This is a genomic window from Selenomonas sputigena, from assembly GCF_026015965.1.
GTDB lineage: Bacteria > Bacillota > Negativicutes > Selenomonadales > Selenomonadaceae > Selenomonas.
On record NZ_CP110383.1, the window covers coordinates 432,338 to 457,614 of the forward strand.

Below are 25,277 nucleotides of genomic sequence, written 5' to 3' on the forward strand. Positions count from 1 at the left end.
CCTTGGGCAACTGGTATAATGGTCACGTTGTGAGTTTGCTGAGCATCCGGGCAATCGCGGGCGTTTCGCCTGAGGAAAGTCCGGGCTTCAGAGGGCAGCGTGCTGGATAACGTCCAGCGGGGGCAACCCTAGGGAAAGTGCCATAGAGACTTAGACCGCCGCACGGCATAGCCGTGTTGGCAAGGGTGGAAAGGTGCGGTAAGAGCGCACCAGCAGTCAGGTGACTGGCTGGCTAGGCAAACCCCACGCGAAGCAAGACCGAATAGGGAAGGGATGAGGCGGCCCGCCGACCTTCCGGGTAGCGTCGCTTGAGCCGTCCGGCAACGGGCGGTCCAGATAAATGATTGCCACTGCCGTAAGGCAGCACAGAACCCGGCTTATAGGACGCCCAGCGAGCAAAACAACGAGGAGCTAATACGCATCAGCGAAGAAAAGCCGAATCCAGCTCAGGAGCGGGGGAACCATAGTTTTTGGGGTGAATGATGAGGCGGCAGAAGGACGGCGGGGATAAGGTTGCTTTCCAGTCGCGTCAAAAAGGGTGTTCTCTTCCCTAACCCGGCAGCTAACCTCGTAGGCGAAATCAGAGAGGGAGTGTCTATTTGAGTAGAGTAATGCGTATTTTCGTGCTGACCATGGTTTTGATGTGTGGGTTTTCTGTTGCGGGGGCTTCGGCTTTCCGAATCGGAGACCAGGGAAGCGATGTAGCGGAGATTCAGGGACGGTTGGCGAGCCTTGGATATGACGTGGCGGCGGACGGCGATTTCGGCCCCGCAACGGCAGAGGCGGTCAAGGCTTTCCAGAGTGCGCACGGCCTTGAGGCGGACGGCCTCGTCGGCTCAGCGACGTACTCGGCGCTTCTCGGCAAGGGTATGCCGGAAGTGAGCCGCGGCTCGAACTATATTTCGCGCCGCATCATCTCGGATTCGATGCAGTATCTCGGCGTGCCGTATGTATTCGGCGGCACGACGCCGAGCGGTTTTGACTGCTCGGGCTATGTGCGTTATGTGTTCGCCAACGCCGGCATCTATCTGCCGCGCATGGCGGATGAGCAGTTCGAGGTGGGTACTCCCGTTTCGACCGACGAGCTTATCCCTGGCGATCTCGTGTTCTTCACGACGTACACTTATGGTGCATCGCATGTCGGCATCTATCTCGGTGACGGCAACTTCATCAACGCATCATCGAGCCGTGGCGTGGCGATTGATTCGCTTTACAGCTCGTACTGGGGGTCCTGCTACATCGGGGCTCGCAGGGTAATGTAATCTTTTTTGGGGGAGGCTGCAAGCCTCCTTCTTTTTTTGTGCGCATATATAGGATGTCCAGTGTCTCAGCCTATGAACTTGACAAATATCCTAGTCCTATGGTATTCTTTCTAGCAGAGGAGCAGTCTTTGGGGCGGGGTGGAAGTCCCCACCGGCGGTATAGCCCGCGAGCCTTTTGGCAGATTCGGTGTGATTCCGAAGCCGACAGTATAGTCTGGATGGGAAAAGACGTGCAAGTTGCGTTACGGAGACTGTGAAAAGAGTGTTCTTTTTGCGGTCTTTTTTTGTGCAAAGAACAGGAAGGAGGTGGAGAGATGCAGCAGGACGAGGACTTTATGCGCGAGGCGCTCCTGCTCGCTGCGAATGCGCGTGGCCGCACCTCGCCCAATCCGCTCGTCGGTGCTGTCATCGTGCGCGAGGGGCGCGTCGTCGGCGCAGGCTGGCACCGCAAGGCGGGCACGCCGCACGCCGAGGTGCATGCGCTCGCCATGGCGGGCGATCTCGCGCACGGCGCGACTGCCTATGTGACACTGGAGCCATGCTCGCACCACGGGCGCACGGGACCGTGCGCCGAGGCGCTCGTCAAGGCAGGCGTCAAGCGTGTCGTCGCAGCCATGCTCGACCCGAATCCGCTCGTCGCAGGCAAGGGCAAGGCGATGCTCGAAGCGGCGGGCGTCGAGGTGATGGTCGGCGTGCTCGCCGAAGAGGCGCGGCGGCTCAATGAAGCATATCTCAAATGGGTGACGCAGAAACTGCCCTTCGTCACGCTCAAGACGGCGATGACGCTCGACGGTAAGATCGCGACGGCAGCGGGGAAATCGCAGTGGATCACGGGCGAGGCGGCACGTCAGCGCGTGCATGAGATGCGCGACATGGCGGACGCCATCGTCGTTGGCATCGGCACGGTGCTCGCCGACGATCCATCGTTGACGACGCGTCTGGCGGACGGTACGGGCAGGAATCCCGTGCGCGTCATTGTCGATAGCCGCGCGCGCACGCCGCTCGCAGCGAAGGTCGTACAGGACGGTGCGGCGAAGACGCTCATCGCCGTGACATGCGCCGCACCCGAGGAGCGTTGTGCAGCTTTGGAAGCGGCGGGCGTCGAGATCGTCCGTGTGGGCGAGGGTGAGCGTGTCGATCTTGACGCGCTTATGCGCCTGCTTGCGGCGCGCGACCTGACCTCTGTATTTGTCGAGGGCGGCGGCACGCTGAACTTTTCGCTCTTGGCGGCGGGTCTTGTCGACAAGATTCATGCCTTTATTGCACCGAAGATCGTGGGCGGCAAGGCAGCTCTGACGCCCGTCGAGGGCGCGGGATTCGCCGAGCTTGCCGATGCCGCACTTCTGACAAGACTGACGGCGGAGCAGGTCGCAGCGGACATCCTCCTCACGGGCTATGTGGCGAAGGGAGCGAGGTAGCCTTTGTTTACAGGAATCATTGAAGAGGTCGGCGCATTGAGGCGTCTTGCGGGCGGTGAGATCGCCATCCGCGCGAAGAAGGTACTCGAAGACGTCGCGCTCGGCGACAGCATCGCGGTCAACGGCATCTGCCTGACGGTCACGCACTTCGATGCGGCGCACTTCACGGCGGACGTCATGCCCGAGACGGTCCGACGCACGTCGCTTGCAGAGCTGAAGCGCGGCAGCCGCGTAAATTTGGAGCGCGCCCTGACGCTTCGAAGCCGCCTTGGCGGTCACATCGTCAGCGGCCATATCGACGGCGTGGGCACGATCGCCGCCATGAAGGAGGAGGGCAATGCCATCCTCTTGACGGTACGCGCAGGTGCCGACATCCTGCGCTACATTGTGGAGAAAGGCTCAGTCGCGCTCGACGGCATCAGCCTTACGGTCGCGCGCGTGAGTGCGGCGGATTTCACGGTCAGCCTCATTCCGCATACGCGCGAGATCACGAACCTGCGCGAAAAGCGCAGCGGCAGTCGCTTGAACATCGAGACGGACATCCTCGGCAAGTACGTGGAGAAACTTTTTCCGGGAGTGCGCACACAGGGAGAAAGCGATGCGCCGAAGAGCGCGGGCAAAATAACTATGGATTTCCTGCGTCAGCAGGGATTTTAAGGGAGTGCGGAATTTATCCGTACTTCCCAGAGATAAGGAGATGCAGCAATATGTCAGATTTTGCAACGGTGGAGCAGGCAATCGAGGATATCAAGTACGGCAAGATGGTCGTCGTCGTAGATGACGAGGATCGCGAGAACGAGGGCGATCTCATCGTCGCGGCGGCGACGGTCACGCCTGAGGATATCAATTTCATGGCAAAGTACGCGAAGGGCCTGATCTGCACGCCGATCGACGGTAAGCGACTCGACGAGCTGAATATCGGACAGATGGTCGTGAACAACACGGACAATCACGAGACGGCGTTCACGGTTTCCATCGACGCCTACAATACGGATACAGGCATATCGGCTTTCGAGCGCTGCCAGACGATCAAGCTCCTGCTCGATCCGAAGGCAAGGCCATCGTCCTTCCGCCGTCCCGGCCATGTGTTCCCGCTGCGCTCCGTCGAGGGCGGCGTGCTGCGGCGCACGGGCCACACGGAGGCGACAACGGATCTCGCACGCTTGGCAGGATTCTATCCCGCGGGGCTTTGCTGTGAGATCATGGCGGACGACGGGCACATGATGCGCACGCCCGAGTTGAAAGAATTTGCGAAAAAACACGGACTCAACATCATCACGGTCAAATCGCTCATCGAGTACCGCAAGCGCACGGAGAGTTTCGTCAAGCAGGTTGCCGACGTCGACTTCCCGAGTCGTTACGGTCACTTCCGCATCAAGGCGTATGAGAGCACGCTCGACGGCAAGTGCCACATCGCTGTCGTCAAGGGCGATGTCGCGGGCAAGAAGAACGTGCTCGTGCGCGTCCACTCCGAATGCCTGACGGGCGACGCGCTCGGCTCGCTGCGCTGCGACTGCGGCGACCAGCTCGCCATTGCCTTGAAGAATATCGAGAAGGAAGGCGAGGGCGTCGTGCTCTACATGCGCCAGGAGGGGCGCGGCATCGGCCTCGCAAATAAGATGCGTGCCTACGAACTGCAGGACAAGGGCGCGGATACGGTTGAGGCGAACGTCGAGCTGGGCTTCGCGCCCGATCTTCGCGACTACGGCATCGGCGCACAGATCCTCTCCGACCTCGGCCTCACGAGCATCCGCCTCATGACGAACAATCCCGCCAAGCGCGCGGGACTTGAGGGATACAATCTCGAAATCGTCGAACGCGTGCCGCTCGTCGTCAAGGCGAACAAGTTCGACAAGCGCTACTTGAGCGTCAAGAAAGTCAAGATGGGACATATGCTCAGCGACGATGCGCTGAACGGTTGAGATAAACGATAGGTTGAAGGACAGAGACATAGGGGGAAATAATCATGGCAAAGACGATCGAAGGTTTTATTACAGGCAAGGGACTTCATATCGGCATCGTGGCGGCGCGTTTCAATGAGTTCATCACGAGCAAGCTCTTGGGCGGTGCGCTCGATGCGCTGCATCGTCATGAGACGAAGGAAGATGACATCGACGTCGCCTGGGTGCCGGGCGCGTTCGAGATTCCAATTGTTGCCAAGAAGATGGCCGAGAGCGGCAAATACGATGCCGTGATTTGCCTCGGTGCAGTCATTCGCGGCGCGACGACGCATTATGATTATGTCTGCAATGAAGTGTCGAAGGGTGTCGCGCAGGTCGGGCTTTCGACGGGCGTGCCGGCGCTCTTCGGCGTCCTGACGACGGAGAATATCGAGCAGGCGATCGAGCGCGCGGGCACGAAGGCGGGCAACAAGGGCGCGGACTGCGCTCTGGCGGCGATGGAGCTTGCAAGCCTGCTGAAGAAGATCGGCTGAGGGGGCGAGGTCATGAAAATCGGCATCATCAGCGATACGCACGGCTGCGAGAAGCGCTGGCAGCTTGCCTACGAGAAGCACTTTTCCGACGCCGACCTCATCATCCACGCGGGCGACGTGCTCTACCACGGCCCGCGCAACCCAATGCTCGAAGATTATAACCCCGCCGGGCTTGCCGATAAGATCAACGAGAGTGTGCCGCCCGTCCTTATCTGCCGCGGCAACTGCGATTCCGAGGTCGATCAGCTCGTGCTCAAGACGCCGATCCAAGCGCCTTACGCCTATGCTTTTGCGGGCGGCAAGCGCATCGTCGCGACGCACGGGCATCTCATCGAGAGCGACGCCGCCAAGGATGAGGCGGCACAGACGATGCGCGCCGACGTCTTCATCACGGGTCACATCCACACGAACGTCCTCGAAAAGCGCGGTGCGACCGTGTTCGTCAATCCTGGCTCGCCGTCTCTGTCAAAGCGCGAGGACGGCAGGGCGACCATCGCTTTAATGACCGATGAGAAAATCACGATCCTCGACCTCGATACGGATGAGGTGCTGATGGAATTGAAATTTTAGATATGTGCGCCGATAATCGGCGATGTTGTCTGGGAAATGTGCACATTGTGGTGTAGAAAGCCTGTCATGCCGCACACAAAAGACGCTCCGTTGAGGAGCGTTTTTGTGTGCGATTTTTGTTGCCTTGAAGCGAAAAAATTCGTACAATGGAGAAAAGGGGTGAGAATATGGGCGACTACAAGATCAAGCCGTGGGAAGAGTTGACGATTCGTGATGATTACATGTTCAAACTCGTTATGAGGCGCAGGCGCATTTGCAAGAAGATGCTTGAAGGAACACTTCGCATAAGGATTGAGAAGATTCGGTATCTGGAAACGGAAAAGTCTATAACAGCACCTTATCGAAGCAAGGGAATACGCCTGGATGTCTACGTCAAGGATGAGAGAAATACAGTCTATAACATTGAGATGCAGATTCGGCGACTGGAAGGAGATGCGCTTTTCAAAAGGACACGATATTACCAGTCCATGATGGATGCCGATCTTCTCGCGGCGGGAGCGGATTACGATGAATTGAATAAAACAATCATCATATTCATCTGTCCCTTCGATCCCTTTGGTGAAGGGCGCTATATGTATACGTTTGAAAATATTTGTCTGGAAAATAAGAACCTCAATCTACTGGATGGTGCGACGAAGATTTTTCTCAATACGAAAGGACAGATCGGCGATATTGATGATACGATTCGCGCATTTCTGCAGTATGTTGACGGTGTAGTCACAGATAACAGCTTTGTGCAGGAGGTCGAAGAGGAAATTCGAAGAGTCAAGCTTGAAGAAGGAGAGAGGGTGAGTTACATGACATTTGCCATGAAGATGATGGAAGAACGCAAAGAAGGACGCAAGGAAGGACAGCGGGACGAGCGTGTGGCAATTCTACGGCGACTTGTTACGCAATCTCAAATTCCTGTCGAACAGGCTCTTGAGATGATTGGCATACCGCAGGCGGAGCATCTTTCGTATAAGAAGATGCTCCATGCGAAGCTGTGACAGCAGTGTGAGGACAGGTGCAGCGGCACGGTTCTCGTGTACATTATGGACCGTATTCGGGCTATGCTCGAAAGTGAAAAGCCACCAGCTGTACAGGTGGCTTTTTTTCATGTGGATTGCCTCGGCTTAGGGAGATCTTCCTGAAGGTTTGTGCAGATTTCTCGCTTTTTGAGAGGATTTCTTCCTATAAAAGCGAATTAGATAAATACGACGGAAATTAGAACAAGAGGCAAGGGGGAAGGATAGATGGCAATCAAATTGCAGGCGATTCTTTTTGATACGCGCTCGATTCAGAAGTATATCTTCGCGAGCAACCGCCTCAAGACGAATATAGGGGCGTCGTTCTTGGTGGAGAGCGCTTTTTCGCGCGAGCTGCTTCATGTTCTGCGCGAGCGTTTCGGTAAGGATGAAGTCGACGATGCAACGTGGCGCGAGGTGGAAGCTCCCGATTGGACGAAGATGGAGCAGAAGTGCCGCATCGGCTATATCGGCGGTGGCAACGCTCTCGTGCTGTTTTCTGAGGGAACGACGGATGAAGAACTCGTCGAGGTGATCAAATCCTTCACGAAGCGGCTGCTGTGGACGACTCCCGGACTGCGCACGGGAGCGGCGCGCGGCGAAATGGTGCTCGAAGCGGACGGCGCCTATCGCGTGACGCGCGTGAAGCGTGCGGATGGCGAGGAAGAGGCGATCGACGATCTCACGCATCTCGTCCGCAAGCTCAGGGCGCAGCAGAACTTGTTCTTTCCTGCCGTATCGCTCCCCTATACGGGATTGACGCTTTCGTGCGAGGCGAGCGCGGAAACGGCGAATGCCTACGATGTGGACGATGTGCGCAAGGAGAGCCGCTTCCTTTCGTGGGAAGTGAAGAGGAAGCTCTTGGCGGCACGTCAGAAGGGGGGCGTCATCGCACCCGCTGAGGAAGCGCTTCTCGACAAGCTGCGCAGCATCCTGAGGGCACATGCCTTGGCGGGTGAGACGTTGCCGCCGTCGCGAGTCCGCGCTATGAGTGATCCCGAGGAATTGGCACGAGAGCTGCAAAAGTATGCTTTTCCTTCCGAGTTCGAGAAGCTCGGGCAGAGGGAGACGGAAGACTACATGGCGATTGTCCATATCGACGGCAACAACATGGGCGAGAAGTTCCGTGACTGCAGCACACTGACAAAGCGCAAGAACATGTCGCGCGCCGTGTACTGGAAGACAGTTCTGGCGTTCTGCATGCTCCTTGCGGACATCTTAGGCGATTATGCGGCGATGCATAAGCATCTCTCACTGGAAGAAGCTGACGACGGCAAGATGCTTCTGCCGATCCGCCCCATCGTGCTCGGCGGCGACGATATGACCTTCGTCTGCACGGCGAAGTACGCGCTCTCCTTCACGCGTACGATCATGGAAGCGCTCAATGACCTCGGCATCGATACTTGCGGCGGCGTCAGCATCCTGCCGACCGCCTATCCGTTCTTCCGCGGCTACGAGATTGCCGAGCAGCTTTGCGGTGCGGCGAAGTCGAAGATGCGTGCCATGCGCACGGAAGGAAGCTCGTGCTGGCTCGACTTCGCCATCCTGCACGGCGAGCAGCCGCCGACCTTGGAGCAAATCCGCGAGCAGCAGTACAGCGGCAAGTGCGGTGCGATGCACTTCGGCCCCTATCGCGTCGACGGTGATGCATCGAAGCCCGAGTACGTCGGCAATCTCATCGAGGCCGTGCGTCAGCTCGTGCAGGGTGAGGGACGCATGCCGATGAACAAGATCAAGGAACTGCGTGCCGTATTGGCGGCGGGCAGACATGAACATGCGCAATTCATGGCGCAGTATCACCGCTTGATTGCAAGTGGCGGAGCGATGCGCCTGCCCGAGATCGCGGCTTGGTCGTCGTACCGCGAATCTTTGTGGCAGGAGGGAAGGACGCCTTACGTCGACGCCATCGAGATGATCGACTTCTATGTGCCCGAGGAGGTGCAGCATGGCTAAAAAGAAGAACGCAAAGGAGGCGCGCGAAAACAAGAAGAAAGAGCTGCTGGCCAAACATGCCGAGAGTCGCAGACAGCAGATGGAGATGAACCAGCAGAAGCAGCAGGCAGCGCAAAGGCCTGCTCCGAGCGAGAGCAATGCGGCGGACGATGGCATGCCGACGCTGGAAGAACAGCTCAAGCGTGTGCCCAGGAACTCGTTTCCTCCTGTGCGACTCCCAGAGCATCCCTTGGCTGAGTCCAAGGAGATTCGCTTCGACGAATTTACGCTGGAAGTCGCGGCGCTTTCACCGCTGCACCTCGGCTCGGGGCGCGCCGATGTCAACGTCGATGCTGAGGTCGTGCATGACCGGGCGGGATTGCCCTACTTCCCCGGAAAGCGGCTCAAGGGGCTCATTTACGAGAGTGCGCTGGAAGTCCTTGAGATGTCCGAATTGGCAGGATTGAACCTCTTTACAGAAGAGGAAATGGAGGAGCTTTTCCAGCATAACGTGCAGAGCGATACACAGCTGACGATACCGAACCTTCACCTTGCGTCGGAGGAAGCAGCGCGGCAGATGGAAGAAGACTGGCTTTACCTGCAGCAGCACTATCCCGACCTCGTCTCTGCGCAGGATGTTCTTTCGCTCTATACCTCGCTGCGCTATCAGACGATGATTGACCGTGAGACAGGTACAGCTGCCGAAACGTCGCTCAGGAACATCCGTGTCGTCGATGAAGGGCTCACGTTTTGCGGCACGGTACGCCTCAAAGGAGGAACGCGGAAAAAGCTCACGATTCTTGCGCTGGCGCTGCGCAACCTCTCGCATGCCGGCATGAAGCGCAATCGAGGCTTCGGCCGCATATCGTGCGCGATGCTGCAGCATGGGAAAGATATACGGAGCGTCCTCGTCAATGAAGCGCTGAAAGGGGGCAAGGTTTGAGATGAAAAAGATCCGTGTAAAAATAGAGACCCTTTCGCCGATCGTGCTGGCGACGCGCACCAATACGACCGTCATGACGTCGTCGCACGATTTCTTCAGCGGCACGCTCGTGCGCGGTATGCTGGCCGAGCGCTACATTGAAGCGAAGAATCTTGGCAGTCAGGCGCAGGAGGACGAGAATTTTCTCGGACTCTTCTTCGACAAACTGCGCTTCGTCGCCGCCTATCCCGTGCGTGCGTTGGATGGAAAGCGCGCCTCCTTTGTGCCCGCTTCGGTGCAGCGCCTCAAGGACGGAGAGGCGGTCAGGGACTTGCTCGCAGATGCTCCCGAGGCAGGGTACAAGACATTGCGCGGCTTTGCCGTGATCGAAGACGGCGGCATCGAGAAGGTGGATGTCGCAAAGAACATATCGCTGCACATGAGCCGCAGTAACGTCAAGGAACGGCAGGGCAAGGAGAGGGGAAGCTCGTCCTTGGAGCGTCTTGCGGGACGTTCGCGCGACGGCGCGATCTACAACTATGAAGCTGTAGAGAAAGGCGTGCGCTTCGAAGGCGAAGTCTTCGGTGAGGATGCGGCGTTGGAAAGCTTCATGGACGCCTTGGGAACGGCTTCATGGACGGCGCAGGCGGGGCGTGCGCGCCATGCGCAATACGGCGCCTGCCGCGTACAGCTTGAGCCGGTGGAATTCATGCCTGAAAGCGTCGAGCCGGATGTGGACAATCGCATCAATCTGCGTCTAGAGACGCCGCTTCTCGCGGCGGATGACCTCCTGTCGAGCGCTGCTGTGGCTCTGCAGCAGATCGTTGACCGCCTCAACGAGGGCACTGCGGGAGAGTTTTCCCTTCACGCCTACGATCCAAAGCGGAGTGCAGCACAGGGAGATGTGGAAAACACGGTCTTTGCCGATTTTGTCGAGGTGGACAACTTCGTAGGCATCTGGGGCATGAAGCGCCCGCGCGCCGTTGCCCTCGCGGCAGGAAGCGTCTTTGCCGTAGAGAAGGAGAGCGCGTGGACAGAGAGCGACAAGGAGCGACTGCAAAGACTGCTGTACGATGGCGTCGGCGTACGCACGGAAGAGGGCTTTGGTCAGCTTCGCCTCTGGCATCTGCAGCCGCTTTCCCTCGCGAAGAGGATGCAGCAAAAGGAACGGCGTGCAGTCAAGTCGCCCGAGGTGCGCAGGCGGGCGAAAGAACTCCTCCTCTGCGCGGCGCAGCGGAAGATGGTCGTCTATGCGGCGGAAGATGTGCAGAAGCTCACGGGGGGTAAAGGGGTATCGCACTTTTTCGCACGACTCGATTCGATGTGGATGCGTGGACGGGCAAACATGCAGGGAGCATTGCGCGAGGAAATCCGCAGTCAGAAAAGCAATGCGTCGACGCCCTTTGCCAAGAATCTAGAGGCGATCAAGTTCAACGGGCGCTCCTTGGAGGAACTTTTGATGAAGGCGAATCTCGCCGATATGCCGTACAACAAGGAACGTCGTTGGAAAAAAGAGCTGGGCGAAGATCTCGAGGCATTCCTGGAAGATGTAGGCGAGCCGGACTTCCTGACGAGCGGCACGGCGCAGGACGCGCTCTTCTATGCGTATTGGCACAATTTCTTCCGCTTCGCGAGAAAGGCAGCGGCAGGAAAAGGAGGCGAGGAGTGATGGCGATGAGCGAAGAGAGTATCAAGAGCAAGGTCATCCTCAAAGGCACGCTCGTCCTCGATGCGCCGCTCCTCATCGGTGCGGGCGGCAGCGGTGCAGGCAATGAGATCGATACCGAGGTGCTGAAGACAAAAGCAGGACAGCCGTTCATCCCCGGCACATCGCTCGCCGGAGCGCTGCGAGACTTCATGACAGCGGAAAATGCGCTCGGCATGCGTCTGCTCTTCGGCACAGAAGCCGCGTATGAAAGACAGCATAATGCGGCTTGGCAAAGCTCCATCCGCATCGACGACGTCAAGCTGAACAACGTGGAAATCGTCGTGCGCGACGGCGTGAGCCTCGACGAGATCACGGGCACGGCAATCGAGCATCATAAGTTCGACTACGAGGCGGTGGGCAGCGGCGCGACGGGGAAGTTCTTCGCCGAGATCACGCAGCGCGGCATCCATGAGAGGTACGAGGACGCTATGAAGGAGGCGGTTGACCTCTTGGCGCATAGACTCGCTGCAGGGTTCTCCCTGGGTGCACATACGGCGAAGGGCTTTGGCGAAATACATGTGGGGGAGTTGAAGGTCTACCGCTACGATTTCAAAAATCCCGATCACGTCAGAGCTTGGCTTGGCTCAGAGGGAAAGAGCGAAGCTCTCGTCGAGCCGGAAGTATACGAACGACAGAAGGGCTTCTATGCCAAGGACGACTGCGTGCTCGAAGCGAAGTTCGCCTTGAAAAGCTCGCTTCTCGTGCGCGACTATGCGCGTGCTATGGAGGTGAAGACGGCAGAGCGCATGGATGATAAGGGGACGTCCGTGCAGGCGCTCATGCTGCGCGAGAACGATCATTGGCTGATTCCCGGCGCGAGCATCAAGGGGGCGCTGCGTCATCGCGCGGCGGAAATCCTGCGCAAACTCGATATCGACAGCACACTGCTCGACCGCATGATGGGGCCTTCGCTCGATCGCATCAAGGAGAAGCCTGCGGAGAAGTGGAAGAGCCATCTGCTTGTCTCGGAAGCACGCCTCGAAAATGGCGTTGTGACGGGACTGCAGACGCGCGTGCGTATCGACCGCTTCACGGGCGGCAAGATTGACACGGCCCTTTTCGCCACGGCTCCCATCTGGCAGAGGGAGAAAGAGGGAGCGGCGCTTTCCATGCGCCTTGTTCTGCATGAGCCGAAGGAAGAGGAGCGCGCCTGGCAGATCGGCCTTCTGCTCCTTTTGCTCAAGGAATTGTCACTCGGCAGACTGGCGCTCGGCGGCGAGAAGGGCATCGGCCGCGGTGTGCTTGAGGGAAGAGGCGCCGTCCTGCATTATCATGGTGAGGAAATTGCCTGGGATGCGACGCCCGGCGCCTTGACGGATGAAGAGAGACGGAAATTGCAGGGATTCGTCGAAGCCCTGCTGAAAAAGAGGGAGGCGAAAGCTCTATGAGCATCGAACTGGCATTGGAAGATCAGATGTGCATACAGCAGGGAAGCTCAGAGAGGCTCGCCGTAAGTCTCGCGAGGAAGGAAGCCGCCCTCTGCGAAAAGCTCGAAGTGCTCGGCATGAAGGAAGCGAATGTCGTCGTCTGGCAGGTGCACGGCATCACTTGGGGACGCTGGCAGAACGGCTCGCTCAAGCTGGCAGGCGATGCGGCTAAGAAGTGCAGCCTGTGGCTGGAACTGCGCGTATTCAACGAGGAAGAAGAGCTTCATTTGAAGAAGAGCGGCGACATGTGGCTCGGGCGTTGGCGCAAGGACGGCGCGGGCGAGGCGACGGAATACGTTGACAGCATCTCACGCTTCTGGGGCGAGAGAGTAGAGGCAGCGGATGCGCCCGAAGGCTATATGAAGCTCGAAGATGCAGCGCGAAAGCTCAAGCAGATTTTGCCGCAGGCCGAAGAGCGCGCGAAATACTACGGCTTGGTGACGCGCAGCTATATCGGCTACGAGGCGACGGGGCAGGCCGGCTATGCGGACTATCGCTATGTGCGCATAGCGGCGGCGGATGTGGAAGGAGGTATGGAAGATGGCAATGCGAGATGAAAAAGCCACGGCATCGTACAACTTCGTGCCGCTGCCAGCGACGGTCATCCGTTCGCCCATCGACGGCGGTGCGAAGAATGATGCAGAACGGCAGGAAAACTACAAGAGATATGTGAAGGAACATGGCAGGCTCAGCGGCTATATTGAGCTGAGCTGCCGCACGATGACGCCTGTCTTCATCGGCACGGGCGACAAGGAAGGCGCGTTCTTCGCCCCCGTCGGCAAGCCCGTCCTGCCGGGCAGCACGCTTCGCGGCATGGTCAAGAACATCTTCAAGATCGTGACCTGCGGCGCGATGCGCACGATGAAATCCGATGTTGTGGGCGGTCAGCGACAAGATTTCGATGTCGACAATCGGAGACTCTACTTTCGCACTGTAGCTGCGAAAAAGAACAGTCTCACGAAACTCTATGATGAAGAATTGCTCGAAAGGACTGATACGGATGAAGATGGCGAGCGGATCAGCATAACGAAGGCGGAAGCAGCGTTTCTCGTCCATGACAGCCAGGATGGAAACCATTACATGTGCCGTGCCGAATATCGCCATAAGAAGGTCGAAGATAAAGGTTTTCTTAAGCACAATGCAGGAAAGATCCTTTGGGAAACGTACGAAAGGACGGGAGAACTTCCCTGCTTTACCGGCGCGATGTTTTCCAAGAAGCGCTATACCGTGCATTTCAATCCAGACTGGAATGACCGTGTGCTTGTCACGCCGGAGGTTATAGCGCAATACAAAGAAGATCTTTTGCGCAGCGATGTCTTGGATTTGTTCAAGCTGGCGCGCAAGAATGAGGAGGCAAGGAACTTTACGGGAGATGATCGCTATGATTTCGTTGTGCCTTGCTTTTACAAGAATGAAAATGGCACGGTGAAACATTTCGGGTTTGGGCAGTTCTATCGTATTTGCTACCCTTATCGGCTTGGTGAGGCAGGGCATATTCCCGAGATCCTTCAGTCGAAAGCCGTTGATTATGCGGATGCGCTTTTTGGTCGCACGGAGCTTTGGGGCAGCCGCTTGTTCTTCGAGGATGCTGTGCTCAAAGAAAGCAAGGGATTTGAAGGGCAGCATTACTCGAAAACCTTGGGCGAGCCGAAACCCACGTCGTTCCAGCTCTACATGAAGCAAGAAGATGGAAAGAATCTCAATCACTGGGGCACGGAAAATGCCGCGATTCGCGGCTACAAGCTGTATTGGCATCAGAAGCCGGGTTTTCGCTGGCAAAAAGACGGCGACGTGAAGGACAATGTTGACCGCAAATTGCGTCCCTTGAAGGCGGGCAATGTGTTCAAGGGTAGAATACGCTTCAAGAACCTCAGCGAAGTGGAGCTTGGCGCATTGCTCAAGGTCTTTTCGCTCGCGGCAAAAGATCGCGAGCTTTGCTTCAAGATCGGACAGGGCAAGGGCATCGGGCTCGGCAGCGTGCGCATCGATGCGAAGCTCGTTCTCGTGGACGAGGTGCACGGCTATGAGCAGCTTTTTGCGGCGGACGGCGACTGGAACAAGGCGGAAAAAGAAACTTCGATGGAAGCATATCTGAAAGCCTTTGATGATGTCATCGCACAGCTCGGCAAAACGGAGCGGGCGCGCTATGAATTGTCACAGCAAGCTCTGCTCGATCTTCTCGATTGGAAGGCTGTAGAGCAGAAGGACTGGGCGGCGAGGACGCGGCAGATGACCTTGGGTGACAGGGATTCTTCTGATCGTGACGAAGTTTCCGACGCAGAGAAAAAGCAATTCCGCAATCGTTGGGTCTTGCCGACGGCGCATGAGGTATATGATGAAGGGATAGGCAAATGATCGGTGCTGTTGTCTATCGGCTGCGGGCAGAAGATACTGCCCGTGTGCCAGTTTTTCACGGACGTTGGCTGCATGGGCTGTTCTTCAAGATTATGGAAGGATATTCGGCGGAGCTTTCCACCTATGTCCATGAGACGCTTAACGTAAAGCCGTTCACCGTGTCGCTCCTCAAGTGGCGGCAGGAAAAAGACGAGGGCGGCTATCGTGTGGTTACCAGGGGCGAGAGCCTGAGCTGGCGCGTCACGGCGCTTCGGGAGGACGTATTGCAGGCGGCGCTCCATGTTCGCACGGGCGAGGTTCTGCAAGCGGGGAATTTGCCGCTTCGCGTCGAGAAAGTCAAGGCGGACGGCACAGAGGATTCGGGCGTCGTCGATGAGATGGAGCTTGTCGGCGCGGCGCTCCAAGCAGGGCGCATCGCGGAACTTCGTCTGCGCTTCCTCTCGCCCGTCGCCTTTCGCCGCGACGATAAGGACTATCCGACGCCTGATCCCGTCTTCATCTTTTCGTCGCTTGCCGACAAGTGGCAGCAAGCCGCCATGCCCGTGGAGATGGATCGCGCCTGGGTTCGCGAGGCGGCGGCGAGGGCGCTTCTGGCAGAATGGCACGGCAGCTCGCGCCGCGTCTACTTCGGCGGCGACCGCGGCATGCTAGCGTTCTCGGGCAGGTTCAGCTACGATGTCACGGCTTTGAATGAAGAAGAGCAGCACGCACTCCTTCTCCTCGCCCAATTCGCCAACTTCTCCGGCGTTGGCAGACTCACGGGACAGGGATTTGGCGAGACGCGGGCGATGTATCGGCTCTTGAGATGATCGGCATACCGCAGGCGGAGCAGCTGTCGTATAAGAAAATGTTGCAGGCGACGCTGTAAGAGCGGCAGAAGAAGCGGGAACGCTCCCTATGAGTGTTCCCGCCTTTGCGTTTGCAGAGAAAGAAATTCCGCAAGGGATATTGACAGCAGTTCAACTTCATGCTATACTTCATTACAGTGAAGTCTGGGATTTGCGAGAAACTGCCATGAGTTTTAGGTTTTCCTTGTGGACAAAAGTTTCCTTGATATTGCTGGCTTCACACCCCTTTTGAACCGCTTTTTGCGACAAAAAAGTTCCCTGAGGTTTGGGGAAAAGTGCAAAAAGGGAGGGAGTATTAGAAAACCTATTTCTGGGTTCACTGTTTTCAAGGGTTCTGGGAGACAGTATTGCATGCAATCCATACCGCTTGCGGTATTGAAACACAGAACCTTCTGGTTAGGTCTTACCTCTACACGATTGCATGCAATCCATACCGCTTGCGGTATTGAAACTCAACTCCCTCTTCCACTTTTTCCCTTCCCAATTCATTGCATGCAATCCATACCGCTTGCGGTATTGAAACTTCATCAAACATGCCAATCGTTGCGGACAGGCGGAATTGCATGCAATCCATACCGCTTGCGGTATTGAAACAATTTTATGTTTGTCTTCAGCAGGGACAATAAATTTATTGCATGCAATCCATACCGCTTGCGGTATTGAAACGATTACGCTCAATCTGCGAGCAGATCAGCGACTTCATTGCATGCAATCCATACCGCTTGCGGTATTGAAACGCTGATTTTGTTTACGAATACTACAAATTTGTTCATATTGCATGCAATCCATACCGCTTGCGGTATTGAAACTGTTTAACTGGTTAAACCCCGCTTGCTTCAGAAGCATTGCATGCAATCCATACCGCTTGCGGTATTGAAACAAGATTTTTCCTATTTTAGGAATCAAATACAACCGCATTGCATGCAATCCATACCGCTTGCGGTATTGAAACTAGCCTCCATTGGTGTTGTCAGCACCAATGTTTTCCAATTGCATGCAATCCATACCGCTTGCGGTATTTTTTTTATTTTTCGGTGCGTTTTTTTCAAACGGCCGCTTTTTTTATGGCATAATGGAGCTATCGAAAAAAAATCTTTCCGGGGAGGGATAGCGATGTGTGTCATTTATATGATGTCGGAGGAAACGAAAGCGATTAAGGATCATGGCAGGTTGATTCTTTATCGTAGGGATGAGAAGGTGGCGAGCCAGCCGATTCGTCATATTTCGGGTGTCGTGGTGACGAAGCAGGCGCATATAACGATGCCGCTGGTCTATGCCCTGTTGGAGGAAGGGATTCCGATTTCCTACATGGATTTTCGCGGACGCGTTTTGGGCGTCTTGGGCGGGGAGCAGATTTCTCTTGAGCATCTGTTTCGACAAAAAGAGGTGATGGAGCGCCCGAAGGAGCAGATTCGGCTCGTACGGGAGATTGTCTGCCGCAAGATTGGCAGCCAGCGCAGGCTGCTTAAGGAGTACAGCTATCGTGAACGGGAACTGCAGGCGATGGCGGCCATCGGCCGTCTTGCCGCATGTGCACATAAGGCGAAATATCTGATGGATCTAGAGGTGCTGCGCGGCATGGAGGGGGCAGCGTCGAGGGCCTATTTTTCGGCATTTCCGTGTCTGCTTAATGAAAAGATTTGGCGCTGGGAAGGTCGTGCGCAGCATCCAGCGCACGATGCGGTCAATGCGCTTTTGAACTACGGCTATGCGTTTCTTGAAAAGGAAGTGCGTCTTGCTTTGGCGGGCAGCGGACTGGATGCGCGTTTGGGCTTCTTTCATGCGAACAACGGACGCAAGGATAGCCTCGTCTACGACATGATGGAGCCGTACCGCCATGATGTGCTCGACCGTCTCGTTTTGAATCTCCTTCGCGGCGGGTCTTTCACGCCCGATGATTTTTTTGTGACGGGTGAGGAGTGCCGTCTTTCGCCAGCAGCGAAGAAGATTTGGGCGGCGCACTATGAAAACTATATGGAGAAACCGACGGCACGCTATGACGGGCTTTCACCGCGTGAGATGATTCGCCGCGAGATAGAAAACTTCGGCACTCGGGTTTTAAGGAAGAAAGGGGATGGTGACGTATGAAATTTCTCATTGGTTATGATATTGCCAGCAATCGCGTTCGCTCGCGTGTGGCGAAGTATCTGGAAGGCAAGGCGTACCGCATCCAATACAGTGTGTTTCTCTTTGAGGGGACGGAGCGCGAAGCGCAGGAGATTCGTGCGGCTTTGCTCACCTTGACGGAGAAGGAGGAAGGCCGTGCACTCTTCATGGCGCCGATGTGCGAGGCTTGCTGTGCGCGAATCTGGAAGGCGGGGAAGATGAGGGAGGAGGACGAGATTTGCATTGTGGCATAGCTGTTAGAGAAATGTGACACACGAGGCGCGGTGTACATAAAAATGCCGATAAAATAAAGTGTTGACATAGTTTTTTCCTTTTGCTAATATATATAGGTGCCTGACACTGAGCAGGAATCGTGCGTTGGGAGGGAAGCTGCATGACGTTGGAATCGCTGAGGGACGCGGAGCGGGTCATCGGGGTCAAGCAGGTCACGAAGGCCGTGCAGAAGAGCCGTGCGGATGCCGTTTTTTTGGCGGACGATGCGGATGAACGCGTGACGCAGCCGCTTCTCGATCTCGCGAGTGAGATCGGCGTGCAAGTCGTGCATGTCCCCACGATGCAGGAGCTTGGAAAGGCTTGCTCCATCGAGGTCGGCGCCGCTGCGGCAGCCGTACTGAAGGAAACGATGATAAAATAAAGTCCCCCAGATTTGCACAGATGCTCTGTATCTATCGAGGAGACAAACCGCAGGCGTAGCTGTGCTACGTCGAGGATTTGTCGACGACGAGAGGACAGTGCAGATGTGTGAAGATGGGTGGCTGAATTTATCAGTGGTTCCTCGAGAGCGATGCCTCAGGTCGGTAAATGCTTCGCCTGCCGCAAGGCGAGCGGCTCAAAGAGCTGCGGCGGAGTAATTATAAATAATAAATTCTCAATATGAAGGAAGGAGGTGCATCAAATGCCTACAATTAATCAGCTGGTTCGCAAGAGCCGCAAGAGCATGCAGGAGAAATCGAATGCACCGGCACTGAAGAATTGCCCGCAGAAGCGTGGCGTCTGCACGAGGGTCTACACGACGACCCCGAAGAAGCCGAACTCGGCTCTCCGCAAGGTCGCCCGTGTTCGCTTGACGAACAGCATCGAGGTGACGGCATACATTCCCGGTATTGGCCATAATCTGCAGGAGCATAGCGTTGTCTTGATCCGCGGCGGCCGTGTCAAGGATCTGCCTGGTGTTCGCTACCACATCATCCGTGGTTCGCTGGATACGGCGGGCGTTCAGGATCGCGGTCAGGCGAGGTCGAAGTACGGCGCGAAGCGCGCGAAGAAGAAGTGAGACGCTTTTTCTGAGAAGAGATTATAGCCAGGAGGGGTAAGTATGCCAAGAAAAGGTGCCGTACCCAGACGTGACGTGTTGCCGGATCCGGTATACAAGTCCAAGACGGTTACAAAATTTATCAACAAGGTGATGCTCTCGGGCAAGAAGAGTGTTGCCGAGCGCGTCGTTTACGATGCGTTTGAGACGATCCGCGCCAAGACGGGCAAGGATCCTCTGGAGGTCTTCGAGACGGCTCTGAAGAATGTCATGCCGGTTCTCGAGGTGCGCGCACGCCGTGTCGGTGGTGCGAATTATCAGGTGCCGGTTGAGGTTCGTCCCGATCGCCGCATGACGCTCGGCATTCGCTGGCTTGTGAACTACGCAAGACTGCGCGGCGAGAAGACCATGGACGAGAGGCTTTCGGGCGAGCTCATGGACGCAGCGAACAATACGGGCGCGGCGATCAAGAAAAAAGAAGATACGCATAAGATGGCTGAGGCTAATAAGGCATTCGCTCATTATCGTTGGTAATCCCAAGCAGTATCTCAACTAGTTAAGGAGCGATAATAAGTGGCAAGAGAGTTTTCTCTGGAAAAAACTCGCAATATCGGCATCATGGCTCACATCGATGCCGGCAAGACAACGACGACAGAGCGTATCCTCTTTTATACGGGCATTACACATAAGATCGGTGAGGTTCATGATGGCGCTGCCACGATGGACTGGATGGCACAGGAGCAGGAGCGCGGCATCACGATCACGTCGGCTGCGACGACCTGCCATTGGAAGAATCATCGCATCAACATCATTGATACGCCCGGTCACGTTGACTTCACAGTCGAGGTGGAGCGCTCGCTGCGCGTCCTCGATGGCGCTGTTGCCGTCCTGACGGCCAGAGGCGGCGTCGAGCCTCAGACGGAGACGGTCTGGCGTCAGGCGGAGAAGTACAATGTCCCGCGCATGGCTTATGTCAACAAGATGGACATCACGGGCGCGGACTTCTTCAACGTCATCAAGATGATGCAGGAGCGCCTGCAGGCAAATCCGGTGGCAATCCAGCTGCCGATCGGCTCGGAGGATACGTTCTCCGGCATCGTCGATCTCATCAAGATGGAAGCGATCATCTATGAGGACGACCTCGGAAAGGTCGCCGATGAGGTGGCGATTCCCGATGATATGAAGGATATGGCCGACGAGTACCGCGACAAGCTCCTCGAAGCCGTCGCCGAAGAGGATGACGACCTCATGGAGAAGTACCTCGGCGGTGAGGAAATCTCGGAAGATGAGATCCGTAAGGCCATCCGCAAGGCGACGATCGCCTGCAAGATGACGCCGGTGACGTGCGGCTCTTCGTACCGCAACCGCGGCGTGCAGCCGATGCTCGATGCGATCGTCGACTTCATGCCCGCGCCGATCGACATCCCCGCGATCAAGGGTGTCAACCCTGATACGGGCGAAGAGGATCATCGCGATTCGACGGACGACGGCCCCTTTGCGGCGCTCGCGTTCAAGATCATGGCCGATCCTTACGTCGGCAAGCTCGCGTTCTTCCGCGTTTACTCGGGCACGCTTTCCTCCGGCTCTTATGTCTTCAACTCGACGAAGGGCAAGAAGGAGCGCATCGGCCGCATCCTGCAGATGCACGCGAATCACCGTGCCGAGCTTGATACGGTCTACAGCGGCGACATCGCTGCTGCCGTCGGCTTGAAGGACACGACGACGGGCGACACGCTGTGCGACGAGTCAAAGCCGATCATTCTTGAGTCGATGGAGTTCCCTGACCCGGTCATCTCGGTCGCGGTCGAGCCGAAGACGAAGAACGATCAGGAGAAGATGGGCATCGCCCTGCAGAAACTGGCGGAAGAAGATCCGACGTTCCGTGTGCGCACGGATCAGGAGACGGGTCAGACGATCATCTCGGGCATGGGCGAACTTCATTTGGAAATCATCGTCGACCGCATGCTGCGCGAATTCAAGGTCGACTGCAACGTCGGCAATCCGCAGGTTGCGTACCGCGAGACGATCCGCAAGTCCGCGAAGGCGGAAGGCAAGTTCGTCCGTCAGTCGGGCGGTCATGGTCAGTATGGCCATTGCTGGCTCGAGCTCACGCCGCAGGAGCCGGGTGAAGGCTTCACATTCGAGAACAAGATCGTCGGCGGCGTCATTCCGAAGGAGTTCATCAACCCGATCGAGAACGGCGTGCGCGAGGCTATGGACAACGGTGTCATCGCGGGCTATCCGATGGTCGACGTCAAGGTCACGGTCTACGACGGTTCGTACCACGAGGTCGACTCTTCGGAAATGGCGTTCAAGATCGCCGGCTCAATGGCGTTCAGGAATGGTGCCGAGAAGGCGAATCCGGTGCTCCTCGAGCCTTATGTAAAGGTCGAGGTCATTGTGCCGGAAGAGTATATGGGCGATGTCATGGGCGACATCAATTCACGCCGTGGCCGCATCGAGGGCATGGAAGCGAGAAACGGCGCTCAGGTCATCAATGCGTTCGTTCCGCTGTCCGAGATGTTCGGATATTCGACGGATCTGCGCTCCAAGACACAGGGTCGAGGGAACTACTCCATGGAAGTTTCTTACTATGATGAAGTTCCTAAGAATATAGCCGAGGCTATCATCGCCAAGAACAAGGGCGAGTAACGAGGGAGGAAAAAACAATATGGCAAAGCAGAAGTTTGAGAGAACCAAGCCGCATGTCAACATCGGTACGATCGGCCACGTCGATCACGGCAAGACGACGCTGACGGCAGCAATCACGAAGGTTCTGTCCAAGAAGGGCATGGCGCAGTTCGAGGACTACGCGGACATCGACAAGGCTCCGGAGGAGAGGGAGCGCGGCATCACGATCAACACGGCGCACGTCGAGTACGAGACGGACAAGCGTCATTACGCGCACGTCGATTGCCCGGGCCACGCCGACTACGTCAAGAACATGATCACGGGCGCTGCTCAGATGGACGGCGCGATCCTCGTCGTCAGCGCCGCCGACGGCCCGATGCCGCAGACGCGCGAACACATTCTCTTGGCTCGCCAGGTCGGCGTTCCGGCGATCGTCGTCTTCCTCAACAAGGTTGACCAGGTTGATGATCCTGAGCTTCTTGAGCTTGTCGAGATGGAAGTCCGCGACCTCCTCACGGCTTATGAGTTCCCCGGCGACGATATTCCGGTCATTGCAGGTTCTGCGCTCAAGGCTCTTGAGGACGATGCGGAGCAGGAGAAGAAGATTCTCGAACTCATGGATGCTGTCGATGAGTACATTCCGACGCCGACGCGCGATACGGAGAAGCCCTTCCTCATGCCGGTTGAGGACGTCTTCACGATCACGGGCCGCGGCACGGTCGCAACGGGCCGCGTCGAGCGCGGTGAGCTGAAGCTCAACGATACGGTTGAGATCGTCGGTCTCGAAGATAAGACGAAGCAGACGGTTGTTACGGGCATCGAGATGTTCCGCAAGATGCTCGACACGGCTGTCGCCGGCGACAACATCGGCGCTCTCTTGCGCGGTGTCGATCGCAAGGACATCGTCCGCGGCCAGGTTCTCGCGAAGCCCGGCTCGATCAACCCGCACACGAAGTTCAAGGCTCAGGTCTACGTCCTCAAGAAGGAAGAGGGCGGTCGTCATACGCCGTTCTTCACGAACTATCGTCCTCAGTTCTACTTCCGCACGACGGACGTCACGGGCGTTGTCCGCCTGCCCGAGGGCACGGAGATGGTCATGCCTGGCGATAATGTCGAGATGGAAGTTGAGCTCATCACGCCGATCGCCATCGAGAAGGGCCTGCGCTTCGCGATCCGCGAGGGCGGCCATACGGTCGGCGCCGGCCGCGTGACGGAGATCGAGGGCTAAGGTAAAGGTTTCCAACATCATAAAGGCTTTTATAAGGGCTGCGGTCTCGCAGCCCTTTATAAAGGCTTTGTGTATTTATCTCATTTCCGGAATCACTGACAAGTTCAGCGCTTCCTTATTGCTCCCATGCGATGACGCGGCAGATGGCTCGGCAGAGCCGAGGGAACTGTTGCGGAGAAATGTTTGGGCCATGGAGTCCGGACGACAAGGAGGAAAAAACATTGTCGAAACAGCAGAAAATCCGTATTCGTTTGAAGGCCTACGATCACAAGGCTCTCGACCAGAGCGCGGTTAAGATTGTCGATACCGCGAAGAGGACGGGTGCTCGTGTGTCGGGTCCGATTCCGCTCCCCACGGAGAAGAACATCTACACGATCCTGCGCTCCCCGCACGTCAACAAGGATTCGCGCGAGCAGTTCGAGATGCGCACGCACAAGCGCCTCATCGACATCCTCGATCCTTCCAACAAGACGGTGGACGCACTGATGCGCCTTGACCTGCCGGCCGGGGTGGACATCGAGATCAAGCTGTAAGGGGAGGTGGAATTTATGTCGAAAGCTATTTTGGGAAGAAAACTTGGCATGACGCAGATCTTTACGGAAGAGGGCACTGTCGTCCCTGTCACGGTCGTCGAGTCAGGCAACAATGTTGTCATCATGAACAAGACCGTGGAGAACGACGGCTACAACGCTGTCCAGATCGGCTTCGGCGAAGTCAAGGAGAAGAGGGTCACGAAGCCTCTGAAAGGTCACTTCGCCAAGGCGGGAGTCGCGCCTGTGCGCTTCATCCGCGAGATGCGTCTTACTGATGCTTCGGAATATAACGTCGGTGACACTATCGGCGTTGACATATTTGCTGCCGGCGACCTCGTCGATGTGACGGGCACCTCGAAGGGTAAAGGTTTCGCTGGTACGATCAAGCGCCACAACTTCGCGCGCGGCCCCATGGGGCACGGTTCGAAGTCGCACAGAGAACCCGGCTCGACGGGCGCGATGATCAGCGGTCATGGCGGCCGCGTCTTGAAGGGTAAGAAGCTTCCTGGCCAGATGGGTCATGCGAGGGTCACGGTGCAGCGTCTTTCCGTCGTCCGTGTGGACGCGGAGCGCAACCTCATCCTCATCAAGGGCGCAATCCCGGGCCCGAAGAAGGGTCTTGTCGTGGTTCGTGCCACGGTCAAGCCGGACAAGCCGAAAAAGGCGGAAAAATAATCTGGAAGGAGGATTGCTAACTTATGCCAAAAGTAGCAGTTTATAATAGCGCAAACCAGCAGGTTGGCGATATCGAATTGAATGACAGCGTCTTCGGCGTGGAGATGAATGCCGGTCTCGTGCATCAGGCCGTCGTCATGCAGCTCGCATCGCGCCGTCTCGGCACGCATGCGACGAAGACGCGCGGCCTCGTGAGGGGCGGCGGAAGGAAGCCGTGGAGACAGAAGGGCACGGGTCGTGCGAGAAGCGGCTCGACGCGCTCGCCGCTGTGGGTCGGCGGCGGCACGGTCTTCGGCCCGCAGCCGCGCTCGTATGCTTTCCGCATGCCGAAGAAGCAGCGCCGCCTCGCGATCAAGTGCGCTCTCTCGGACAAGGTGGCGAGCGGTGATTTCATCGTCCTCGACGACCTTCAGTTCGATGCCCCGAAGACGAAGAGCGTCGTCAAGATGCTTGGCGATTTCGGCGTCGATGCGAAGAGCCTTATCATCACGCTCGATGAGAACGAGAACGTCGAGCTTTCTTCGCGCAACATCCCCGGCGTCAAGGCGATCAACACGATGGGCCTCAACGTCTACGACATCCTGAACCACACGAAGCTCTTCATCACGAAGGCTGCGATAGAAAAGATTGAGGAGGTGCTCGCATAATGGACGCACGCGATATCCTCATCCGCCCGCTGATCACAGAGAAAAGCACCCAGCTCATGGAGGAAGGCAAGTATGTCTTCGTCGTCGCCAAGAAAGCGAACAAGATCGAGATCGCCAAGGCGGTCGCTGAGGTCTTCAACGTGAAGGTCGCAAACGTGAACACGGTCAACGTCAGCGGCAAGATGAAGCGCATGGGTCGCTTCGTCGGCAAGCGCTCGGACTACAAGAAGGCGATTGTGAAGCTCGCTCCGGGCGAGACGATCGAGTTCTTCCAGGCATAAAATCGAGCAAAGGAGGTAAA

The 25,277-nt window shown here is 56.8% G+C and carries 25 protein-coding genes, 1 other RNA gene, 1 CRISPR repeat array and 2 riboswitches; all 26 genes read left to right on the forward strand.

Annotated features, from left to right (window positions below):
* The first annotated feature begins 38 nt into the window (after positions 1-38).
* The 26 genes from rnpB (at position 39) to rplW (ending at position 25,257) form a co-directional block, all read left to right on the forward strand.
* An RNA gene (gene rnpB, locus OL236_RS02020) (RNase P RNA component class A) lies at positions 39-396 on the forward strand.
* 27 nt (positions 397-423) lie between these two features.
* A riboswitch (cyclic di-AMP (ydaO/yuaA leader) is annotated at positions 424-593 on the forward strand.
* A gap of 18 nt (positions 594-611) precedes the next feature.
* Positions 612-1,262 (forward strand): C40 family peptidase, encoded by a 651-nt coding sequence (locus OL236_RS02025; protein WP_369791792.1) that lies wholly within the window; start codon positions 612-614, stop codon positions 1,260-1,262.
* A 120-nt stretch (positions 1,263-1,382) separates the two neighbouring features.
* Positions 1,383-1,496: riboswitch (FMN riboswitch) on the forward strand.
* A gap of 80 nt (positions 1,497-1,576) precedes the next feature.
* The gene (ribD, locus tag OL236_RS02030) at positions 1,577-2,680 is read left to right on the forward strand and encodes a bifunctional diaminohydroxyphosphoribosylaminopyrimidine deaminase/5-amino-6-(5-phosphoribosylamino)uracil reductase RibD (protein WP_265071147.1); all 1,104 of its coding nucleotides are present in this window, start codon (positions 1,577-1,579) and stop codon (positions 2,678-2,680) included.
* A gap of 3 nt (positions 2,681-2,683) precedes the next feature.
* Complete coding sequence (locus OL236_RS02035) at positions 2,684-3,337, forward strand: riboflavin synthase (RefSeq protein ID WP_265071148.1); 654 nt, start codon at positions 2,684-2,686, stop codon at positions 3,335-3,337.
* Between the two features lie 50 nt (positions 3,338-3,387).
* Positions 3,388-4,602 (forward strand): bifunctional 3,4-dihydroxy-2-butanone-4-phosphate synthase/GTP cyclohydrolase II, encoded by a 1,215-nt coding sequence (locus OL236_RS02040; protein WP_265071149.1) that lies wholly within the window; start codon positions 3,388-3,390, stop codon positions 4,600-4,602.
* A 44-nt stretch (positions 4,603-4,646) separates the two neighbouring features.
* Entirely contained in the window at positions 4,647-5,114 is a 468-nt protein-coding gene (ribE, locus tag OL236_RS02045) for a 6,7-dimethyl-8-ribityllumazine synthase (protein ID WP_265071150.1), read from the forward strand.
* A gap of 12 nt (positions 5,115-5,126) precedes the next feature.
* Positions 5,127-5,684, forward strand: a complete 558-nt coding sequence (yfcE, locus tag OL236_RS02050; RefSeq protein ID WP_009645143.1) for a phosphodiesterase — start codon at positions 5,127-5,129, stop codon at positions 5,682-5,684.
* Between the two features lie 167 nt (positions 5,685-5,851).
* Positions 5,852-6,673, forward strand: coding sequence for an Rpn family recombination-promoting nuclease/putative transposase (locus OL236_RS02055; RefSeq protein ID WP_265071768.1), 822 nt, complete (start codon positions 5,852-5,854; stop codon positions 6,671-6,673).
* A gap of 246 nt (positions 6,674-6,919) precedes the next feature.
* On the forward strand, positions 6,920-8,644 hold the full coding sequence (locus tag OL236_RS02060; RefSeq protein ID WP_265071151.1) for a hypothetical protein: 1,725 nt from the start codon (positions 6,920-6,922) through the stop codon (positions 8,642-8,644).
* A complete protein-coding gene (locus tag OL236_RS02065; RefSeq protein ID WP_265071152.1) occupies positions 8,637-9,566 on the forward strand; it encodes an RAMP superfamily CRISPR-associated protein in 930 nt (309 codons plus the stop codon). Before OL236_RS02060 ends, OL236_RS02065 begins: the two co-directional genes overlap by 8 nt.
* 1 nt (position 9,567) lies before the next feature.
* Entirely contained in the window at positions 9,568-11,214 is a 1,647-nt protein-coding gene (locus tag OL236_RS02070; RefSeq protein ID WP_265071153.1) for a hypothetical protein, read from the forward strand.
* 5 nt (positions 11,215-11,219) lie between these two features.
* On the forward strand, positions 11,220-12,641 hold the full coding sequence (locus OL236_RS02075) for an RAMP superfamily CRISPR-associated protein (protein WP_265071154.1): 1,422 nt from the start codon (positions 11,220-11,222) through the stop codon (positions 12,639-12,641).
* A complete protein-coding gene (csx19, locus tag OL236_RS02080; protein WP_265071155.1) occupies positions 12,638-13,237 on the forward strand; it encodes a CRISPR-associated protein Csx19 in 600 nt (199 codons plus the stop codon). The genes OL236_RS02075 and csx19 overlap by 4 nt, the downstream gene beginning before the upstream one ends.
* Positions 13,221-15,035 (forward strand): TIGR03986 family CRISPR-associated RAMP protein, encoded by a 1,815-nt coding sequence (locus OL236_RS02085; protein ID WP_265071156.1) that lies wholly within the window; start codon positions 13,221-13,223, stop codon positions 15,033-15,035. The genes csx19 and OL236_RS02085 overlap by 17 nt, the downstream gene beginning before the upstream one ends.
* A complete protein-coding gene (cas6, locus tag OL236_RS02090) occupies positions 15,032-15,844 on the forward strand; it encodes a CRISPR-associated endoribonuclease Cas6 (protein WP_265071157.1) in 813 nt (270 codons plus the stop codon). Before OL236_RS02085 ends, cas6 begins: the two co-directional genes overlap by 4 nt.
* Before the next feature lie 385 nt (positions 15,845-16,229).
* Positions 16,230-16,908: direct repeats of the CRISPR family, unit length 36 nt; unit sequence ATTGCATGCAATCCATACCGCTTGCGGTATTGAAAC.
* Positions 16,909-16,996: 88 nt separating this feature from the next.
* Entirely contained in the window at positions 16,997-17,971 is a 975-nt protein-coding gene (gene cas1 / locus OL236_RS02095) for a CRISPR-associated endonuclease Cas1 (RefSeq protein ID WP_265071158.1), read from the forward strand.
* A complete protein-coding gene (gene cas2, locus OL236_RS02100; RefSeq protein ID WP_265071159.1) occupies positions 17,968-18,243 on the forward strand; it encodes a CRISPR-associated endonuclease Cas2 in 276 nt (91 codons plus the stop codon). Before cas1 ends, cas2 begins: the two co-directional genes overlap by 4 nt.
* Positions 18,244-18,383: 140 nt before the next feature.
* Complete coding sequence (locus OL236_RS02105; protein ID WP_265071160.1) at positions 18,384-18,644, forward strand: L7Ae/L30e/S12e/Gadd45 family ribosomal protein; 261 nt, start codon at positions 18,384-18,386, stop codon at positions 18,642-18,644.
* Between the two features lie 261 nt (positions 18,645-18,905).
* Positions 18,906-19,283 (forward strand): 30S ribosomal protein S12, encoded by a 378-nt coding sequence (rpsL, locus tag OL236_RS02110; protein ID WP_006191709.1) that lies wholly within the window; start codon positions 18,906-18,908, stop codon positions 19,281-19,283.
* Positions 19,284-19,325: 42 nt separating this feature from the next.
* The gene (gene rpsG, locus OL236_RS02115; protein WP_006191712.1) at positions 19,326-19,796 is read left to right on the forward strand and encodes a 30S ribosomal protein S7; all 471 of its coding nucleotides are present in this window, start codon (positions 19,326-19,328) and stop codon (positions 19,794-19,796) included.
* Between the two features lie 39 nt (positions 19,797-19,835).
* Positions 19,836-21,914, forward strand: coding sequence for an elongation factor G (gene fusA / locus OL236_RS02120; protein WP_009645153.1), 2,079 nt, complete (start codon positions 19,836-19,838; stop codon positions 21,912-21,914).
* Between the two features lie 19 nt (positions 21,915-21,933).
* Positions 21,934-23,121, forward strand: a complete 1,188-nt coding sequence (gene tuf / locus OL236_RS02125) for an elongation factor Tu (protein WP_009645155.1) — start codon at positions 21,934-21,936, stop codon at positions 23,119-23,121.
* Between the two features lie 179 nt (positions 23,122-23,300).
* Positions 23,301-23,654 carry a 30S ribosomal protein S10 gene (gene rpsJ, locus OL236_RS02130; protein WP_006191717.1) on the forward strand — a complete coding sequence of 118 codons (354 nt, stop codon included), beginning with the start codon at positions 23,301-23,303 and terminating at the stop codon, positions 23,652-23,654.
* Between the two features lie 15 nt (positions 23,655-23,669).
* A complete protein-coding gene (rplC, locus tag OL236_RS02135) occupies positions 23,670-24,329 on the forward strand; it encodes a 50S ribosomal protein L3 (RefSeq protein WP_006191718.1) in 660 nt (219 codons plus the stop codon).
* Positions 24,330-24,352: 23 nt separating this feature from the next.
* Positions 24,353-24,976, forward strand: a complete 624-nt coding sequence (rplD, locus tag OL236_RS02140) for a 50S ribosomal protein L4 (protein ID WP_006191719.1) — start codon at positions 24,353-24,355, stop codon at positions 24,974-24,976.
* Entirely contained in the window at positions 24,976-25,257 is a 282-nt protein-coding gene (gene rplW, locus OL236_RS02145; RefSeq protein ID WP_009645115.1) for a 50S ribosomal protein L23, read from the forward strand. Before rplD ends, rplW begins: the two co-directional genes overlap by 1 nt.
* Positions 25,258-25,277 lie beyond the last annotated feature (20 nt).

What these genes read in the sequence shown, in the direction of transcription:
- OL236_RS02085 (WP_265071156.1), top strand. Translation starts at nt 13,221, where the DNA reads ATGGCAATGCGAGATGAAAAAGCCACGGCATCGTACAACTTCGTGCCG.
- rpsL (WP_006191709.1), top strand. Translation starts at nt 18,906, where the DNA reads ATGCCTACAATTAATCAGCTGGTTCGCAAGAGCCGCAAGAGCATGCAG.
- OL236_RS02055 (WP_265071768.1), top strand. Translation starts at nt 5,852, where the DNA reads ATGGGCGACTACAAGATCAAGCCGTGGGAAGAGTTGACGATTCGTGAT.
- rplW (WP_009645115.1), top strand. Translation starts at nt 24,976, where the DNA reads ATGGACGCACGCGATATCCTCATCCGCCCGCTGATCACAGAGAAAAGC.
- OL236_RS02060 (WP_265071151.1), top strand. Translation starts at nt 6,920, where the DNA reads ATGGCAATCAAATTGCAGGCGATTCTTTTTGATACGCGCTCGATTCAG.
- rplD (WP_006191719.1), top strand. Translation starts at nt 24,353, where the DNA reads ATGCCAAAAGTAGCAGTTTATAATAGCGCAAACCAGCAGGTTGGCGAT.
- tuf (WP_009645155.1), top strand. Translation starts at nt 21,934, where the DNA reads ATGGCAAAGCAGAAGTTTGAGAGAACCAAGCCGCATGTCAACATCGGT.
- cas6 (WP_265071157.1), top strand. Translation starts at nt 15,032, where the DNA reads ATGATCGGTGCTGTTGTCTATCGGCTGCGGGCAGAAGATACTGCCCGT.
- OL236_RS02070 (WP_265071153.1), top strand. Translation starts at nt 9,568, where the DNA reads ATGAAAAAGATCCGTGTAAAAATAGAGACCCTTTCGCCGATCGTGCTG.
- OL236_RS02025 (WP_369791792.1), top strand. Translation starts at nt 612, where the DNA reads ATGCGTATTTTCGTGCTGACCATGGTTTTGATGTGTGGGTTTTCTGTT.
- yfcE (WP_009645143.1), top strand. Translation starts at nt 5,127, where the DNA reads ATGAAAATCGGCATCATCAGCGATACGCACGGCTGCGAGAAGCGCTGG.
- rpsG (WP_006191712.1), top strand. Translation starts at nt 19,326, where the DNA reads ATGCCAAGAAAAGGTGCCGTACCCAGACGTGACGTGTTGCCGGATCCG.
- cas1 (WP_265071158.1), top strand. Translation starts at nt 16,997, where the DNA reads ATGTGTGTCATTTATATGATGTCGGAGGAAACGAAAGCGATTAAGGAT.
- OL236_RS02105 (WP_265071160.1), top strand. Translation starts at nt 18,384, where the DNA reads ATGACGTTGGAATCGCTGAGGGACGCGGAGCGGGTCATCGGGGTCAAG.
- OL236_RS02065 (WP_265071152.1), top strand. Translation starts at nt 8,637, where the DNA reads ATGGCTAAAAAGAAGAACGCAAAGGAGGCGCGCGAAAACAAGAAGAAA.
- rpsJ (WP_006191717.1), top strand. Translation starts at nt 23,301, where the DNA reads ATGTTTGGGCCATGGAGTCCGGACGACAAGGAGGAAAAAACATTGTCG.
- cas2 (WP_265071159.1), top strand. Translation starts at nt 17,968, where the DNA reads ATGAAATTTCTCATTGGTTATGATATTGCCAGCAATCGCGTTCGCTCG.
- ribE (WP_265071150.1), top strand. Translation starts at nt 4,647, where the DNA reads ATGGCAAAGACGATCGAAGGTTTTATTACAGGCAAGGGACTTCATATC.
- csx19 (WP_265071155.1), top strand. Translation starts at nt 12,638, where the DNA reads ATGAGCATCGAACTGGCATTGGAAGATCAGATGTGCATACAGCAGGGA.
- OL236_RS02075 (WP_265071154.1), top strand. Translation starts at nt 11,220, where the DNA reads ATGAGCGAAGAGAGTATCAAGAGCAAGGTCATCCTCAAAGGCACGCTC.
- ribD (WP_265071147.1), top strand. Translation starts at nt 1,577, where the DNA reads ATGCAGCAGGACGAGGACTTTATGCGCGAGGCGCTCCTGCTCGCTGCG.
- rplC (WP_006191718.1), top strand. Translation starts at nt 23,670, where the DNA reads ATGTCGAAAGCTATTTTGGGAAGAAAACTTGGCATGACGCAGATCTTT.
- OL236_RS02040 (WP_265071149.1), top strand. Translation starts at nt 3,388, where the DNA reads ATGTCAGATTTTGCAACGGTGGAGCAGGCAATCGAGGATATCAAGTAC.